Below are 17807 nucleotides of genomic sequence, written 5' to 3' on the forward strand. Positions count from 1 at the left end.
ATTTGGAAAATTTCGATAAAGATTTACAATCAATACAACAAGCAAGAAATTTAGCTAGAAGAGGTAAAATAGCAGCAAATAAAATAGCCGATTTTAATGAAGAACAAATAGATAAAATAATTAAAAATATGGTTAAAGTTGCAAAGGAGCATGAAGTTTGCTTAGCTGAAATGGCTGTAGAAGAAACAGGTTTTGGTAAAGTTTTAGATAAAGCTACTAAAAATAATTTAGCATCAACAGTTTTATATGATTCAATAAAAGATATGAAAACTATAGGTATTATAAAAGAAGATAAAGAAAATAAATTAATTGATATAGCAGAGCCAGTAGGTTTAGTAATGGGAATAGTTCCTTCAACTAATCCAACATCAACTGCAATATTTAAATCAATTATTGCCATAAAATCAAGAAATGCTATAGTATTTTCACCACATCCATCAGCAGTAAAATGTACATCTACTGCAGCAAAACTTATGCATGATGCAGCAGTAGCTGCTGGAGCACCAGAAGACATAATAACTTGTGTAGAGTTAACTTCAATTGGAGCTACAAATGAGCTTATGAAGTCAAAAGAAGTAAGTATAATAATAGCTACTGGAGGACCAGGAATGGTTAAAGCTGCTTACTCTTCTGGAAAACCAGCACTTGGAGTTGGAGCTGGAAACTCACCAGCATATATCGAAAGAACTGCTGATATTGAAAAAGCTATAAAGAATATAATAGCTAGTAAAACATTTGATAATGGTACTATCTGTGCATCAGAGCAATCAATTATCTGTGAACATTGTAATGAAGCTAAAGTGGTAGAACAACTAAAAAAACAAGGCGGATACTTCATGACAGAAGAAGAAACTAATAAGGTTTGTAATCTTCTATTTAAGAAAGGAAATGCAATGAATGCAGCATTTGTTGGAAGAGCTGCTGATGTAATTGCAAAAGCTGCAGGATTCTATGTTCCAGAAGGAACTAAAGTACTTATAGGAAGACAAGGTGGAGTTGGACCTAAATATCCACTTTCATATGAAAAACTTACTACAGTGCTTGGATTCTATGTAGTTAATGACTGGATGGAAGCTTGCGAATTAAGTATAGAACTTCTTCAAAATGGAATAGGTCACACAATGAGTATTCATACTGAAGATGTTGAAATAGTTAAAAAGTTTGCTAAAAAACCAGCATCAAGAATTTTAGTTAATACAGGTGGATCATTTGGAGGAACAGGAGCTTCAACAGGACTTATGCCATCATTCACTTTAGGATGTGGAACATGGGGAGGAAGTTCAGTATCTGAAAATGTTACTCCAATGCATCTTATAAATATAAAGAGAGTTGCTTATGGATTAATCGACTGTGACAAAATTGGAAAAGATAGAGGCGGATGTGAGGAAACTTGCAATACTAAGCCTCTTAAAAACACTAATTTTAATACAGGATTAAGTTTTGGAGGTTCAGAAATGAACTTAAGTCCAGCAGAAATACAAAGAAAATCTACTGAAACAGAAGTAACTGCTGAAAATATAGTAGAAAAAGTTAATAACTTAGATAATGAAGAAGTAATGGATTTAGTAAATAAAATCATAGCCACTATGAAGAGGTAGATTAAAACATGGAAAATTTAGAAGAAGTATTAAAGCTTTTACTTAATGCAGTTAAGGAAAGCGAAGATAAGAAAAAAGAAGTTAAAGAATCATTTGAGATACCTGTTGGAATTTCAAATAGACACATACATCTTTCAAAAAGATATGTAGATATACTTTTTGGAGAAGGATATGAATTAACAAAATTAAAAGATTTATCTCAAAAGGGACAATATGCTTGTAAAGAGACTATAACAATATGTGGACCTAGAGGATCTATAGAAAAGATAAGAGTACTTGGACCTATAAGAAGTAAGACTCAAGTTGAGTTATCTATAGGTGACTGTAGAAAAACTGGAGTATCACCAAGTGTTAGGTTATCAGGAAATCTAAAAGAAACTTCAGGGATAACTCTAATAGGACCTAAAGGAAGTGTTCAATTAGAAGAAGGCGTTATAGTAGCACAAAGACATATTCACATGAACAATAAACATGCAGAGCATTTTGGAGTTAGTGATGGAGATATTGTAAAAATTGAGGTAGATGGATTAAGAGGCGGAATATTAAATAATGTAAGCATTAGAACTAATGATTCATTTAGCCTAGAATGTCACTTAGATGTTGAAGAGGCAAATTCATTTGGTATTACGCCAAAATCAAAAATTAAGATAGTCAAATGTAGTGTTTAAAATAAATGCACTTAAATAAAAAGTTTATAAAAATAATTAATATAAAAAAATAAAAGGATTTTTAGGAGGATTTTAATATGAAATACGATGCTTTAGGAATGATTGAAACAAAAGGATTAATAGGATCAATAGAGGCGGCTGACGCAATGGTTAAGGCTGCTAATGTTTACTTAATAGGAAAAGAATACGTTGGAGGCGGACTTGTAACTGTAATGGTTAGAGGAGATGTTGGAGCAGTTAAAGCTGCTACAGATGCTGGAGCTGCTGCTGCACAAAGAGTTGGAGAATTAATTTCAGTACACGTTATCCCAAGACCACATTCAGAAGTTGAAGTTATATTACCAGCTTCAAAAGAAGTAAAATAATAAATGAATTTTAAAAAAGCTCAAGGATTATTATAATCTGCTTCCTTTGAGAATGACAGTTTAAAAAGTCTAAGTAGCGATAAGAAGATGATTTCTGTATATAACAGGAGTCATCTTTTTTTATTTCAATTAAACTGTATAATTATACATAACCGTATCAAATAGAGATAGCTTTTTTATTGTTTATTCTATTAGGATAAATTTTAGGCTATAATTGCCTTTTGTTTTTGTAATATAATTGCAAGCTTTTGATTGAATTCATAAATGATTCCACAGATTTATCAAATTGCTTTGAGTCATTAGTCTTTATAATTAATATATAAATATATTTAATTTTTAGATAATAATCTTATAATAAATTTAAAGTAATGGGGTTTCTTATTATGATAAAATATAATTAGAACAAGAATAATAGACAGCAAGGAAAAAGGTATATAATCTATAATATAATAAATTCACAAAATATAGGAGGGATACAGATGATTAATAAAATAGGAAAGATAACATTATATGTGCACAACCAAGAGAAAGCAAAGGAATTTTGGGTTGATAAATTAAACTTTGTAGTTAAATTTGAACAACAAATGGGGCCAGGAATGAAATGGTTAGAGGTTGCCCCTAAGGATGAAGATTTTACTACATTTGTATTATATGATAAAAAATTAATGAAAGAACAAAATCCAGAAGCTAATGTAGAGCATCCATCAATTATATTAAGCACTTCAGATATTCAAAAAACATACGACGAGATAAAGGATAATGGGGTAGAAGTAGGAACTCTTCTAAATATGACTTATGGAAAGATGTTCTCATTTAAAGATCAAGACAGAAATGAATATTTAGTTCGTGAAGATGTATATTAAGAAAAAGCTACTCAATATCTGAGTAGCTTTTTTATTATAAAGAAATTATACATGATATTGAATTTTATAATTGGAGATTAAATAAAGTAAAAAACTTATTTTTAGATAAATTTAATTCCAAGTATTAATATTAATAGAAATATAGGTGTATAAAAGGATGAATTAGGAAATATAAATGCTATAGTATAAATTTTAATTAAATTAAATAATAAAAGGGGGAGATGCTTATATAAAATGATAATAAATTTGAAAATAATATATTTTAAGGTTATGGGAGGGGAATATGAGAAGGAAAAGAGGAATTAGCTGGTTACTACTATTTGTACTGTCGTTTGTAGTGGTATTAGAAAATTTGGGGATTTCAGTATATGCAACTACAAATAATAAATCAGATGAAATGTCACTTATAAATGATATGACCATTGAAGGCGACAGTAATAAATTCTCTTATTACGGAGACGGTTGGAGCTATGGTGATACAAATGATAGCATTAATGGGGCTGGGGATGAGCATTTTAATGATATAAACACTAATGATACTACTGCATCTACAAAATACTATAAAATTGAGTTTGTTGGAAATAAGATAGAAGTGTATGGGCATAAAAGTTGGAACCATGGGATTGTAAGTTACTCTATTGATGGAGGAGAAGCGATAGAAGTAAGTAGTTATTCAGAGAATAGAGTAGGAAATCAACTGCTATTTAGTGCATATGGATTAAGTGAGGGTAAGCATACTCTTACTGCCATTTCAACAGGAAAAAGTGATTCACCAAGAGGAAAGGCAGTAATTCAAGTTGATTATGCAAAGGTGTATCATAAAAGGTATCAAGTAGAAGATATAAAGATAGAAAATAATAATATTGAGTTAATGGAGGGGGCCGAAATAAAAATTTTATATAGTTCTATTCCAAGTTATGCAGAGATATCAGATATTAAGTTTACTTCTAATAATAAAAACATTGCAACTGTAGATAAGGAAGGAAAAATAAAAGCTATTTCTGAAGGGGAAACGAATATATCTGTTGTTTCAGAAGAGTTTGGAATATCAAAAGATATTAGAGTGAAAGTAAAGGCTTCAACGCCATCAATACATGGAAGTATAGTTGATACAAATACACATTATACTCAAGATAAATATGATTTAATTAAATCAATGGGGTTAGTAAATAAAAATTTATATTCTTGGAAATCAGATAAAACTATATCAGAGTTAGCATTAATATCTAGAGAATCTAAATTAAAAAATGTAAACGTTAAAGTGAGCGATTTTGTTTCAGGAGAAAATGTATTATCAAAAACGAATGTTACTACTACCTTTTTAAAGGAAACAAAAGCTTATATAGGAGATGCAGGATATCATGATCAAAATGATATATCAATGCCTAATGGAGAAAAGGCAGATGTACCGGATATTTTATATACTACAGATCCTGTGGATATAGAATTTAATAAGGTACAACCAGTATGGGTGGAATTTAATATACCAAAAGATACCCAAGCAGGAATTTATACTGGTACTATTGAAGTAACTGCTGATGGTATCAATGATCCACTTATATTCACATATAATATAGAAGTATTAGATGCAATTATGCCAAATAGTGAAGAGTATGAATTTGATATAGAAATGTGGCAATATCCATATAGTTCAGCCGAATACTATAATGTTACTCCATTTTCAGAAGAACATTTTAGAATTCTAAAACCTCATATGCTTAAGTATAAAGAAATGGGTGGACATGCTATCACAACATCAATTGTAGAGGAAGCATGGGGAGGACAAACTTATAGTAAAAATGATATTCGCTATCCATCTATGATTAAGTGGACTAAAAAATCAAATGGAAAATTTACTTTTGATTTTACTAATTTTGATAAATGGGTACAATTTAATAAAGATTTAGGTATTGGAGATAAGATTATTTGCTATAGTATGATCCCTTGGGGAAATAAGATTTATTACTATAATGAGTCTACAGGAAATCAAGAAAATATTATATTAAATCCTGGAACAAGTGATTATGAAGTTATTTGGACTCAATTTCTTAATGATTTAATACCTCATCTTGATGAAAAGGGATGGTTTGAAGATACTTATATTGGAATTGATGAAAGAAGAAATATGGATAAAGCTTTTGATGTTATAGATAAAGTTAAAAATAAAGATGGATTAATACTAAAAAAAGCTGCGGCTATGGATCATTTTAATGCTAATTATTTCAATATAACAAAACGTGTTGATGATTTAAGTGTAGGATCTACGGCAGCAAAAACTGATTTAGATGGTTATAGAAAGTTTGTTAAAGAGAGAAGAAATTCTGAAAAGGAATATAAAACTACAATCTACACATGTACAGAACACTTCCCTAATTCTCTTGCACTTAGTATGCCAGGAGAAAGTTATTGGACAATGTTATTTACAGCAGCACAAGGTGCAACGGGGTACATGCGTTGGGCATATGATGCATGGGTTGAAGATCCGCTAAGAGATACTACTCATTGGGCATTTGAAGCTGGAGATACCTCTCTTATATATCCTGATGAAAAGGATATTGAAAATCCAGTATCTAAGTCAAGCGTTCGTTTAGAGAAAATGGCTGAGGGAGTAAGAGATGTTAATAAACTTTATCATATGGTAAAAGAGATTCCAGGATTACAAAGTGATGTAGAAAAATTATTAAAAACTGTAAGAGTAGATTATACTGGAGTAAAAAATGGAGTAGGAGATCATGGCGGAGCAAAATTTGCAACAAGTCAGACAAGAGAAGAAATTCCGAGAGATATGGAGAATTTAAGAGAAGGAATTAAGAATATATCAAAAAAATATATTGATATAAAGAAAAATGTAGTTGATAGAGTTGATTCAATTAAAGAGAAGAGATTAGTAGATGTAGTAAAAGCAGATTATAGTGAAAGTAATATTTCATCTTATGACTTTAATAATATAATTGATAATAAGGTAGTAGATCAGTGGGGAGAACATGATGGAGTTCTAGAAGGAGCAGAAATAATTGATGGAAAAGTAGGAAAGGCACTACAATTTAATAATAGTAGTGATAACGTTACTATTACCTCTCCTGCAACATTATCAGAGGACTGGACACTTGCAATGTGGGTAAAAAAAGGTGATATTAAAAATTTACCTGCATCTATAATGTGGGATGGAAATGAATTTAAGAATGGAGATAAAGAAACAGAGTCAATAGATGTTGAGAGAGATAATAGCGGCAATATGGGAGTTCACGTAAAACAAGGATTCTTAACCTTTAAAAATACTATACCTGAAAATGAATGGATTCACTTAGCTTGGGTAAATAATAAGTCTGAAGGATTAAGAATTTATATCGATGGAGTATCAACGGAAGTTAATTCATGGACAAAAAATAACTCATTTAATGCACCATTAAAGATAATTGGAGGAAGAAATTATATTGGTGCTATTGATGAAGTTAAGGTGTATAATCGTGCTCTTTCAAAAAAAGATGTTGATGAAATTAGAAAGGTACCTGGATTAAATATAGTTGATAAATCTGTTGAGGTTATGGTAAATGAGACAAGTCAAATAGTTGCAGAATTGGTAAGTGATAATAGTGATAAAACAATAAAATATATAAGTGATAATCCAGAGGTTGCGACAGTAACCCCAAATGGTTTAATTACAGGAGTAGCATATGGAGATACATTTATAACAGTAGTTAATGAAGCAACAGGATTTAGTAAAAGAGTAGATGTGCGTGTCAATAAAAAAATGAATATAGGATTTACAATACCTCAATATAATTATGATTCTAATAAACAAATAGTAATAGATCGTGAAGCAGGACAATATTTAGGACAACCAGATATGATTTTATTAGATGATAATAAAACATTATTTACAGTATATCCAAAGGGTCATGGACTTGGAGAAGTATTATTGAAAAAATCTAATGATGGGGGTATAACTTGGTCTGAAAGATTAGAAACAAATTCTACTTGGAAAGAGTCAATGGAAACACCAACAATATATAAACTAAATTTAACAGATGGAAGTACAAAGTTAATTCAAATCTCAGGTGGCCCAGGATGGGGAAATGGATTCAGGGGCTGGACAACATCGATATCTGATAATCAAGGAGAATCTTGGAGTGACTATAAAAAGTGGCATGAAGGATCAACAACAATTGTTGCTATGGCAAGTTTAGTGCAATTAAAAGATGAAAATGGAAACTTTATTGATAAATGGATGGGTGTATACCATGATTATGGTTATGTTAACTATAAAACTTATTTAACGTTTGATGAACTTGGAAATGAAGTATGGAGCAAACCAGAGCCATATTTATCAGAATGGAGAGACGTTGAAAAAGAGACACAATTATGTGAAGTTGGAATGCTTAGATCACCTGATGGAAATCAATTAGTAATGTTAGCTAGAAGTCAATCACATAGACATAAGTCAACAATTGCATTTTCAAAGGATGAGGGTGATACATGGAGTAAGCCAAGAGAAGTTCAAGGAGCTTTAAATGGAGAAAGGCATAAGATATCATATGATCCTATAAGCGGTAGATTACTAATTACATTTAGAGAAATTATTTTAGATTACAACAATAATAGTGTAATTGAGAATAATGATTGGATGGCTGGTGATTGGATTGCATGGGTAGGAACTTATGATGATTTAATAAATGGTAATGAAGGAGAGTATCGTATAAGATTAGCAGAAGATTTTACGCCTACAGCAAAATCAGGAGATTGTGGATATGCTGGAAATGTTGTATTACAAGATGGAACATTTGTTTTAAACTCTTATGGCAATTGGGATAAAAATGATAAAAGTAATAATCCCTATATAATTGGAGTTAGGTTAAAACTTGGAGAAATAGATAATGCTTTGGGATTTGTAGATAAAGATGAGTTATTAAAAGAAATAAATAAAAGTGAAAATCTAGATAAAAATTTATATACAAGTGATTCATGGTTATCTTATATGAGAGAAATAAATAAAGCTAAGGAAGAGATTAATAGAAATGACATACAACAAATAGAAATTGATAATTTAGTAATCAATTTAAAAAATGAAGCAGAGAGATTAGTATTAAAATCAGATAATATATTGTTTACTAATATCATAAATATTAAAAAAACAGGAAGCTATAACTCTGTGAAATAAGTTTAGATGATTCAAAGAGTATTAGTACGTTAAAGAATAAAATATAAGAATTTAAAATTAAAGCCTAGATATAACTGTTCATGGTTATACCTAGGCCTTTATCTAATTTAATAATTAAACTTCATTAAATGCTAAAGGTAATAATGATTTCTATAATAAAGATTAATTTAAATATTTTGTTATAATATAACAGTAAGTATCTTTATAATACAGTAGTTAATTATAAATAATAAAAAAGAGGTGTAATTATATGGATAATAAAATATTTATTATAGAAGATGAAGAGAAAATAAACGTAGAGTTAAGTACTTTCTTAGAAAGGTACGGATATAGAACTAAAACTGTAGAGAACTTTGAAAATGTAATTGAAGAAGGATTAAATTGTAATCCAACAATAATATTATTAGATATAAATCTTCCATATTATGATGGCTATTATATATGTAGAGAGATAAGAAAAAAGAGTAATGTTCCTATTATAATAGTTACAAGCAGAGATAGTGATGTTGATGAGCTAATGAGTATGAATTTAGGAGCAGATGATTTTGTAACTAAGCCATATAATCCTCAAATTCTATTAGCTAGAATAACATCAGTTATAAAGAGAACCTATAATAATGAAAATATTGAAGTATTCCAATATAGAGATTTAAAATATAATTTATCTCAAAGCGAAGCTGAATTTAATGGGAATAAAATAGAACTAACTAAGAATGAAAGTAAAATTTTATACGTGTTTATGAAAAATAAAGAGAAAATAATATCAAGAGATAAAATAATGAAAGAGTTATGGCAATCTGATGAGTTTGTAGATGATAACACTCTAACTGTAAATATAAATAGATTAAGAAAAAAGTTAGAAGAGATTGGTGCTAACAATTATCTACAAACTAAAAGAGGACAAGGGTATATATTAATATGAATATAATAGAATTCTTTAAAGAGAGAGTAATATTTTTAATAATAAATATTTTAATACTATCATTTACAGGAATACTACTAAAGGCTTTAAAAGTAGATTTATATGCAATAATTTTTATAGTAGTTATAAATTTTATTGGAATAATAGTATTTCATATTTATGAATATATAAAAAAGAAAAAATACTATGATGAAGTTTTAAGTAACTTAAAATCATTAGATAAAAAATATTTAATTTCTGAGGTGATGGATGAGGCAGATTTCTTAGATGGGAAAATATTATATAGCATAATAAAAGAGACTGATAAATCTATGAATGATGAAATTTTAAAATTAAAGCTTAATATTAGAGAGTATAAGGAATATATAGAACTTTGGGTTCATGAAGTAAAAACTCCAATAGCAACATGTAAGTTATTAATAGAAAACAATGATTTCCCAGTAACAGAGAGTATAGGAGAAGAGGTTGAGAGAGTTGAAAATTACATAGAACAAGCTTTGTTTTATGCAAGAAGTAATACACTTGAGAAGGACTATATTATAAAAGAAATAAAGATAATAGATTGTATAAATAGTTCTGTAAAGAAAAATTTAAATCAACTAATAGAAAATAAAATAAAAATTGATATAACTGATAGAGATAATATTGTCTATTCAGATTCTAAGTGGGTTGAATTTATATTAAATCAGATAATATCTAATTCAATTAAATACAGAAAAAAAGATAATAGTATACTTAAGTTTTATTCTGAAAAAAGTGGTGAAAATATAGTCTTAACTATCGAAGATAATGGTATAGGAATGGATGAAAAAGATGTTTTAAAAGCATTTGATAAAGGATATACAGGTACAAATGGACGTAAGTTTACTAAATCAACAGGGATAGGGTTATATCTTTGTAATAAACTATGCATAAAACTAGGGCTCAAAATAAAGTTAGAATCCTTATTAAATGGAGGAACTAAAGTATATATATTCTTTCCAATAAATAAAATGATGCTCTTTGAGTAGCTTTATAAATTTATGTGACAAGTTTGTAAGTTTTCTGTTAGGTTCTACTATGGATGTAACCTTATATGGAATTTAAAATAGAATCATAGAAAGAATTTTGGAGGGAAAGTTATGAGCAAAGAAGTATTAAGGGTTAGTAATATAGAGAAATACTATGGAAGAAAGGGCAATATTACAAAGGCCATAAATAATATAAGCTTTTTAGTAAATGAAGGTGAATTTATTGGAGTTATGGGGGCATCAGGTTCTGGTAAAACAACTCTTTTAAACTGTATATCGACTATAGATAAAGTAACAAGTGGAAAGATATTTATATCAGGTAATGATATAACAAAATTAAATTCTAAGAAAATAGCTAAGTTTAGAAGAGAAGAATTAGGATTTATATTTCAGGATTTTAGTCTTCTTGATACATTAACTGTATATGAAAATATAGCATTAGCTTTAAGTATTTTAAGACTAGATCATAAAGAAATAGATAATAAAGTTAAAGAGATTTCAAAAAGATTAAACATAGGAGATATTTTAAATAAATTTCCATATGAGATATCAGGAGGACAAAAACAGAGGGTTGCAGCAGCGAGGGCGATAGTTACAAATCCGAAAATGGTACTAGCTGATGAGCCAACAGGTGCATTGGATTCCAAATCTGCTAAGATGCTTTTAGAAAGTTTAGAGGATTTAAATAAAAACTTAAATGCAACAATACTTATGGTTACACATGATGCATTTACAGCAAGTTATGCAGACAGGATATTATTTATAAAAGACGGAGAAGTTTTTAATGAGCTTATTCGTGGAAATGACACAAGAAAAGAATTCTTTAGTAAAATCATTGAAGTTATAGCAGTTCTTGGAGGTGACTCTAGAGATGGATTTTAAGCTAGCTTTAAGAAATTTAAAAAGAAGCCTAAAGGATTATATAATATATTTTTTCACGATTATATTTGCTGTATGTGTATTCTATACATTTAATTCAATAAAATCTCAAAGTATTATGATGAATATAAATGAAACACAATCAAAAGCTTTTGATTTAATACAAAATGTTATGGGAGTAGCTTCCATATTTATAGCATTTATATTAGGATTTTTGATTGTATATGCTAATAATTACTTAATAAAAAGAAGAAAAAAAGAATTTGGTATATATATGACACTTGGAATGGAGAAGAGTGAGTTATCTAAGATAATATTTATAGAGACACTATTAATAGGAATTACATCATTAGTAATTGGACTCTTTATAGGTGTTTTAGCATCACAGGGATTATCTATTCTGACCGCCAATATGTTTAAAGTAGACCTTACAAAGTTTAAATTTATATTTTCATATAATGCATTCTTAAAGACTATAATTTGTTTTGGAATAATTTATTTGGTTGTATTATTATTTAATTCAATAATAATAAATAAGGTTAAGTTAATTGATTTATTAATATCATCAAAGAAAAATGAAAAATTAAGAATTAAAAATATTTGGACATCTGTAATAGTATTTATAATAAGTATTACTATTATTGGATATGCTTATTATAATATATTAGATAATGGAATAGCTAAAATTGACCTGACAAGTATACTTTTGGGAAGTATTGGAACGTTTCTATTTTTCTTTTCAATATCAGGTTTTTTCTTAAAGGTAGTACAAAGTAATAAGGCAATATATTTAAGAGATTTAAATATGTTTGTATTTAGACAAATTAACAGTAAAATAAATACTACATTTGTATCCATGACATTTATATGCTTAATGTTATTTGTAGCCATATGTACATTTTCAGGAGGACTTGGAATAAATAAGGCATTAAATTCAGATGTTAAAGACCTAACACAATTTGATGTAACATTTTGGAGTAACAAAGGTGTGGAGATAGATAATGTATTAAAAAGTGAAGGAATAAATATTAGATCATATTCAGATGAATATGTAAGTTATATTAATTTTAATAGTGGAGTTAAATATAGAGATTTTTTAAATTCAAAAGGAATTAATAAAGGAAAAACATATTATCCTATAGCTGAAAATATAGACATTCAAGTAATGAGACTTTCAAAGTTTAATGATATTATGAAGATATTAGGTAAGGATACCGTAAAATTAGAGAAAGATAGTTATATGGTTTTTGGAGATGTACAAGATATGATAGGTAGTATTCAAAGATCGGTAGACGATAATAAAGTAATAAATATTAATGGACATAAACTTACTCCGGCTAAGATACGGGTATTAGATATGACTACTTATAATCAAATGATAAAAAATAATATATGTACATTTGTAGTAAATGATTCAATAGTAAGTGGATTAAAACCCATTAATTCATTTTTAAATGTAAATTTAAATGATAATAAGGGTAAAATAGAAAAAGAATTGAAAGAAAAAATTAAAGTAATTAATAGTAAGAAGGAAAGTGATATTCAGTTAATTACAAAAAGTGAGTTGTTATCAAAAAATACAAGCACTGGGGTCATGATAGCTTATTTAGGAATATACATTGGAATTATATTCTTAGTTACATCAGCAGCTGTACTAGCACTTCAACAATTATGCGACTCAACAGATAATTTAGAAAGATATAAATTGCTTAGAAAGATAGGTGTTGATGATAGTATAATAAATAAATCCCTATTAATTCAAATAGGAATATATTTTATGGTTCCACTATCTTTAGCATTAGTTCATTCAATAGTAGGATTGAAAATTTCTTCAGATATAGTATCTATATTTGGGAATGAAGGTATGTTCAAGAATATAATCATAACAGTTATTGTACTTTTAGTTATATATGGTGGATATTTTATAGTTACTTATACATCAGTAAAAAAGACTATAAGAGAAAAATGAAATAAAAGATAAAGAAAAACCACTCAAGAAATGAGTGGTTTTTTCAATAATTCATTCTTACTAACCAGAACTTCATATTTTTATCGCTCCATCCTAAATCCCAAGGAACGTTATTTCTATCTGTATTGTGACAAGTTACTAAAGAGTAGCCTTTAGAGTCAGCACCAGTAACCATAGATATATGAGTTATATCTCCTTTTTTTTCATAAGCTATAAAGTCTCCAGGTAAAAGCTTGTAAGATGCTTTATATACCTGTTCATAACTACCTCTAGCAAGAACATATCCACGACCACTTCCTATCATATAATGAGTAAATTTATCAGCATTTACCCAAGGACCAGTAGCGCTACTTTTTGCATAATTCCAAATAGCATTTTTCTTAAACTTTCCACCTTCATGTAAAATTTGAGATGCAAAGTTTGCACAATCCCCACCTTCAGGATTAAAGTCTCGATAGGCTTTATTATATTTATATCCATATTCTTTTGCTGTTGCAGAACCACAATACTGGTCAGCATAAGAAACGGCATTTTTTCGTCTATCATTAATACCTGATAGATCTCTTGGGGGTTGAGCATTTATATATTCTTTGATTTTATCCATTTTAATATCTTCAAGCTTTAATGAATCAGCAAATGGATCAGTGTACCATTCTTTTGTGATTATCCATTCATCATCCTTTTTAGTAAGGTTAATTGAGTGATAAGTTCCTATTCTTGAAGAGTTTACTATATGAGGTTGATCTTCATAAACATATGTATATTCTGTATTACATAATACATAAAAAGAGCAGGCTTTATCAGAAACCTTAGCTTTTCTAAACACTATATCTGGAGTTATATCGGTAAATTTAACACCTTGCTTTTTAGCCCAGTTATTAATATACTTTACTTTTCGTTCTTCATATTCATAAGCCCATTGGCCATATTTTGTATCTGTGTCATACAAAGATTCAATTGAATCTAAATCTTGAGTTAACACTGATTTACTCTTTGATAAGAATATATTTTTAACAAAATTTTTCATTTCATCATCTGGGTTAGATTCTGCAAAAGCTTTTAAAGGAATCATAAAAATTGTACATAAACAAATAAAAGCAATTATAAATATTTTAAGGTATTTGAAATAAGATTTTGATTTTAGCATTAGACTTATCACCCCTTTCATAGAGAATAAATTATTTTAAACTTTTATCAATTAAATCTATATACTTCTTAGCATTTTCTTCATCTATAGGAGCACCATCAAACCAATTCTCGCTATTTTTAGCATCTGAAAAATATTTAGCTTTTAGAATGATTTCAGGTCTATATTCAAAGTGTAATATATCAAAGTGATTCCATTTTCCACCCCAAACAAAATTATGTTTTTCAAATGCTTCTACTAATTCAGTAGGATATTCTGAAACTCTGGTGCTTCCTTTTTCTTTAGAACTCCATTTCCAATAATCTCTTGGATCACTTTTTAAATCAATGGCAATTCCATAAGCATGAGGACTAAGTCGTCCTGTTCCAGATATAACCCTGTAATTATAAGTACCACTAGCAGGATATAGTATAGCACTTATATCATTTCGTCCTTTTGATAAAGGTATTATTTCTCTTAAGGCATTTTCTAATGATGCATTAGCAGAATTTTGACTATTAAATTGATAATTAGTATAGCCATATTTAAGTCTAGATAAATTTTTTTCTATAGCACCTTTAGAACTTCCATATACCTCATTTAATAAGTCATAATTTCTAGCTCTACCTGGATCAAAACCTTTATCCACAACAGAGTTATTTTTAGTAAGTGGATAGTATTGTTCCATCATATCTTGTATATCTGGGTTAGATAATTTCTCATCATGGCCTTTTTCTCTCTTATCATCATATAGAATTTTTTTGCCAGATTTCATAATGATATATACCTTATCATCAGATTTTTTTTCTACACCTTGTATATGCTCTGGATAAGCAAGCATTAATGATAATATATCTCTTTTCATTTCTATTAGATAATCTTCACTATTAGAGGCTTTTGGAGTTATAGGAATATTTAAAATAATTAAAAATGATACCATAAATATCTTCAAAAATTTTTTCATAATTAATACCTGCCTTTTAAAATCATATTGAATATAGTTTATCCTAAGAATAATTCTAATATGTAATATATATAGGCAGCGAAATTTGGAAAGTAACTTATATATTTCATTATTTGCGTAATTAAAGAGAGTTGAAAATAATATTTACTTTTTTATATAAAATTAAAATGTTAATATATAAATATATATTTTAGAAAGAGGTTTTGATAATGAGCTTAGTAATGACATATGAAGAATATAATATTATAAATAAAAAATTTTTAGATTTTGCAAATAAAATAGTTGAGGAAGATTTGGAAAATTATAGTGAAGAAAAATTAGAAAAGCTTAAAAATTATAAAGCTAAGTTTGAAGAGATAATGGAAAAGAGTAATGAAGAGATAGCTTCAGAAGATAATGAAAATAATCTAAAGGATTTAAGATATTTAGTTTTAGATAGTTTATTCCTTGCGGCAGACATTACAAACTTTTATAGCTACAAAGAATCAGAAAGATTTAAGATGAGGGTAGCAAACTATTTGAATAAAAGAAGAAGAGCTGAATTTGGATTTTAGTGAATATATATAAATAAAAATACTCAGTAACTAACCGCTACTGAGTATTTTTTATTTTAGTCTGGCATTGATAAATTGCAGACTGTTAGCATATTTATTGTATCTTCAACTGCATGGCGCACACCAGCTAGTATTATTAAATCATTTGCTTCAAGTACAGTATCAGCGGTTGGCATTATTTCTTCATCATCTCTAATAATTGAGAAAATTCTACATCCAACAGGTAATTTACATTCCTTTAATGATTTACCAAGATACAATTGATTACTAATTAAGAATTCACGTATTATTATTTTTTCTTCCTCTGCAACTTTTTGAACTGTATTTTCATCTTCAACTATTAACTTTTCAAAAAGTATAGGGAATAAAATACAGGATATAACAGTAGTAACAACGAAAGCAGAGTAATCAGAATTATTTATATACCCTAAGTTTAAAGCCATCTGAGCGCCAACTATTACTAAACTAAGTTGTGCTGTTAATATCATTGAAGATGCTAATGAATTTCTCATACCATATTTCTTTTTTAGCAATAAGCAAGGTATAAATTTAACTAAGAAGAAAATAATTAAAAATACAGGTATCTTTGCAATAGAACCAGGATTTTCAATTATAGCATTTAAATCTATATTTACACCTATCATAATAAAAAATATTGGTATTAAAAATCCATATCCAATTACATCTAATTGGTGAGATATTTCTTCTTTTGCTTTTCCAACAAGTAGTGAAAATATTATTCCAGCTAAGAAAGATCCAAGTATAATCTCAGAACCAACTTTTTGAGCAACTGCAACTAGAACTAATACAAGAGCAAAAGCACCTCTAATACTTAAGTGTAAATTCTTAAAAGCTACTGCTGAAAAATCATTTATCTTAAATAAAATTTTAGCTAAAAAATACATGAGAAAAGCAGCACCAAATATTATTAAGAATGTAAAACTTTTAAGTGATAATCCATAAGTAGTCACTGATGATACAAAGGTTATACCAATTAAACTTACTAATTCACCAATTAATCCAAAAATCAATAAAGATTGACCAAAATCACTATTTAAAATATGCTTTGCCTTTAATATAGGAACAAGCAGTGCTGGTGCTGCAGCAGTAAATAGTAGTGCAAAAAATAATGTTCCATTATCTATTCCAACAAATTTTAATGAGAAAGATAATATTATTGATACTATAAGAGATATAATAAACATCTTTACACTTAAAAATATCTTTGAATCAATAACTGATTCATTATCTTTTAATTTTAAATCATCAAAATTTATTTCAAGACCACTTAAAAACATTAGATAAGCAAGGCCTAAATTTGATAAAAATAAAATCCAAACATCAGGTTTTATAATATTTAAAAAGCTTTTTCCAAGAATAATTCCTATAAAGATTTCTCCAACCTGATAAGGGATTTTTATTTTCTTTAATTTTGCTACTAAAAATGGCGTGAAGAAAGCTACCACAGTCAAAATTAGTAGAGAATCATAATTTAAAGTCTCTTCCATATAGAATCCCTTCTTTTTCTTAAGTTTATAAAATATATTGTAAATAACATAATTTAATTTCGCAAGTTTGATAAATTCAATTAGATAACATTAAGTTAATAATAATAGAAATAATTATTCATACTTAATTTATAGTATGTTAATTGTATTGATTAAATATTAGATTATATAATTCAATTAAATTGTTTTATAAAACTATATAATTAAGAGTTGTTAAGGTTGG

13 protein-coding genes are annotated in these 17807 nt (G+C 28.0%); 10 read left to right on the top strand and 3 right to left on the bottom strand.

Annotated elements, in window-relative coordinates; all coding sequences use genetic code 11:
* Positions 1-2 precede the first annotated feature (2 nt).
* From JOC62_RS06960 to JOC62_RS07000, 9 genes are all read left to right on the top strand, one after another.
* Positions 3-1598, top strand: coding sequence for an acetaldehyde dehydrogenase (acetylating) (locus JOC62_RS06960; RefSeq protein WP_204594506.1), 1596 nt, complete (start codon positions 3-5; stop codon positions 1596-1598).
* Positions 1599-1606: 8 nt separating this feature from the next.
* Complete coding sequence (locus JOC62_RS06965) at positions 1607-2266, top strand: phosphate propanoyltransferase (protein ID WP_204594507.1); 660 nt, start codon at positions 1607-1609, stop codon at positions 2264-2266.
* 77 nt (positions 2267-2343) lie between these two features.
* Positions 2344-2631 (top strand): ethanolamine utilization microcompartment protein EutM, encoded by a 288-nt coding sequence (gene eutM, locus JOC62_RS06970; protein ID WP_204594508.1) that lies wholly within the window; start codon positions 2344-2346, stop codon positions 2629-2631.
* 479 nt (positions 2632-3110) lie between these two features.
* Entirely contained in the window at positions 3111-3494 is a 384-nt protein-coding gene (locus JOC62_RS06975) for a VOC family protein (protein WP_204594509.1), read from the top strand.
* 283 nt (positions 3495-3777) lie between these two features.
* Positions 3778-8652 carry a glycoside hydrolase domain-containing protein gene (locus JOC62_RS06980; protein WP_204594510.1) on the top strand — a complete coding sequence of 1625 codons (4875 nt, stop codon included), beginning with the start codon at positions 3778-3780 and terminating at the stop codon, positions 8650-8652.
* Positions 8653-8902: 250 nt separating this feature from the next.
* Positions 8903-9574 carry a response regulator transcription factor gene (locus JOC62_RS06985; protein ID WP_204594511.1) on the top strand — a complete coding sequence of 224 codons (672 nt, stop codon included), beginning with the start codon at positions 8903-8905 and terminating at the stop codon, positions 9572-9574.
* Complete coding sequence (locus JOC62_RS06990; RefSeq protein WP_204594512.1) at positions 9571-10584, top strand: sensor histidine kinase; 1014 nt, start codon at positions 9571-9573, stop codon at positions 10582-10584. Before JOC62_RS06985 ends, JOC62_RS06990 begins: the two co-directional genes overlap by 4 nt.
* A 111-nt stretch (positions 10585-10695) precedes the next feature.
* Entirely contained in the window at positions 10696-11466 is a 771-nt protein-coding gene (locus tag JOC62_RS06995) for an ABC transporter ATP-binding protein (protein WP_204594513.1), read from the top strand.
* The gene (locus tag JOC62_RS07000; RefSeq protein ID WP_204594514.1) at positions 11456-13432 is read left to right on the top strand and encodes an ABC transporter permease; all 1977 of its coding nucleotides are present in this window, start codon (positions 11456-11458) and stop codon (positions 13430-13432) included. The genes JOC62_RS06995 and JOC62_RS07000 overlap by 11 nt, the downstream gene beginning before the upstream one ends.
* Before the next feature lie 43 nt (positions 13433-13475).
* On the opposite strand, the gene JOC62_RS07005 is transcribed toward JOC62_RS07000, so the two are convergent.
* Positions 13476-14579 (bottom strand): amidase domain-containing protein, encoded by a 1104-nt coding sequence (locus tag JOC62_RS07005; protein WP_204594515.1) that lies wholly within the window; start codon positions 14577-14579, stop codon positions 13476-13478.
* Positions 14580-14610: 31 nt separating this feature from the next.
* Positions 14611-15522: a M15 family metallopeptidase gene (locus JOC62_RS07010; RefSeq protein ID WP_204594516.1), complete on the bottom strand. Its 912-nt coding sequence runs from the start codon at positions 15520-15522 to the stop codon at positions 14611-14613.
* 209 nt (positions 15523-15731) lie between these two features.
* On the opposite strand from JOC62_RS07010, the gene JOC62_RS07015 reads away from it, so the two are divergent.
* Positions 15732-16076, top strand: a complete 345-nt coding sequence (locus JOC62_RS07015; protein ID WP_204594517.1) for a hypothetical protein — start codon at positions 15732-15734, stop codon at positions 16074-16076.
* Positions 16077-16132: 56 nt separating this feature from the next.
* Here JOC62_RS07015 and JOC62_RS07020 read toward each other — a convergent pair whose 3' ends face one another.
* Entirely contained in the window at positions 16133-17584 is a 1452-nt protein-coding gene (locus JOC62_RS07020) for a cation:proton antiporter (RefSeq protein WP_204594518.1), read from the bottom strand.
* Positions 17585-17807 lie beyond the last annotated feature (223 nt).

It is taken from the genome of Clostridium sardiniense (assembly GCF_016907995.1).
In the GTDB taxonomy this organism is placed as follows: Bacteria; Bacillota; Clostridia; order Clostridiales; family Clostridiaceae; genus Clostridium; species Clostridium sardiniense.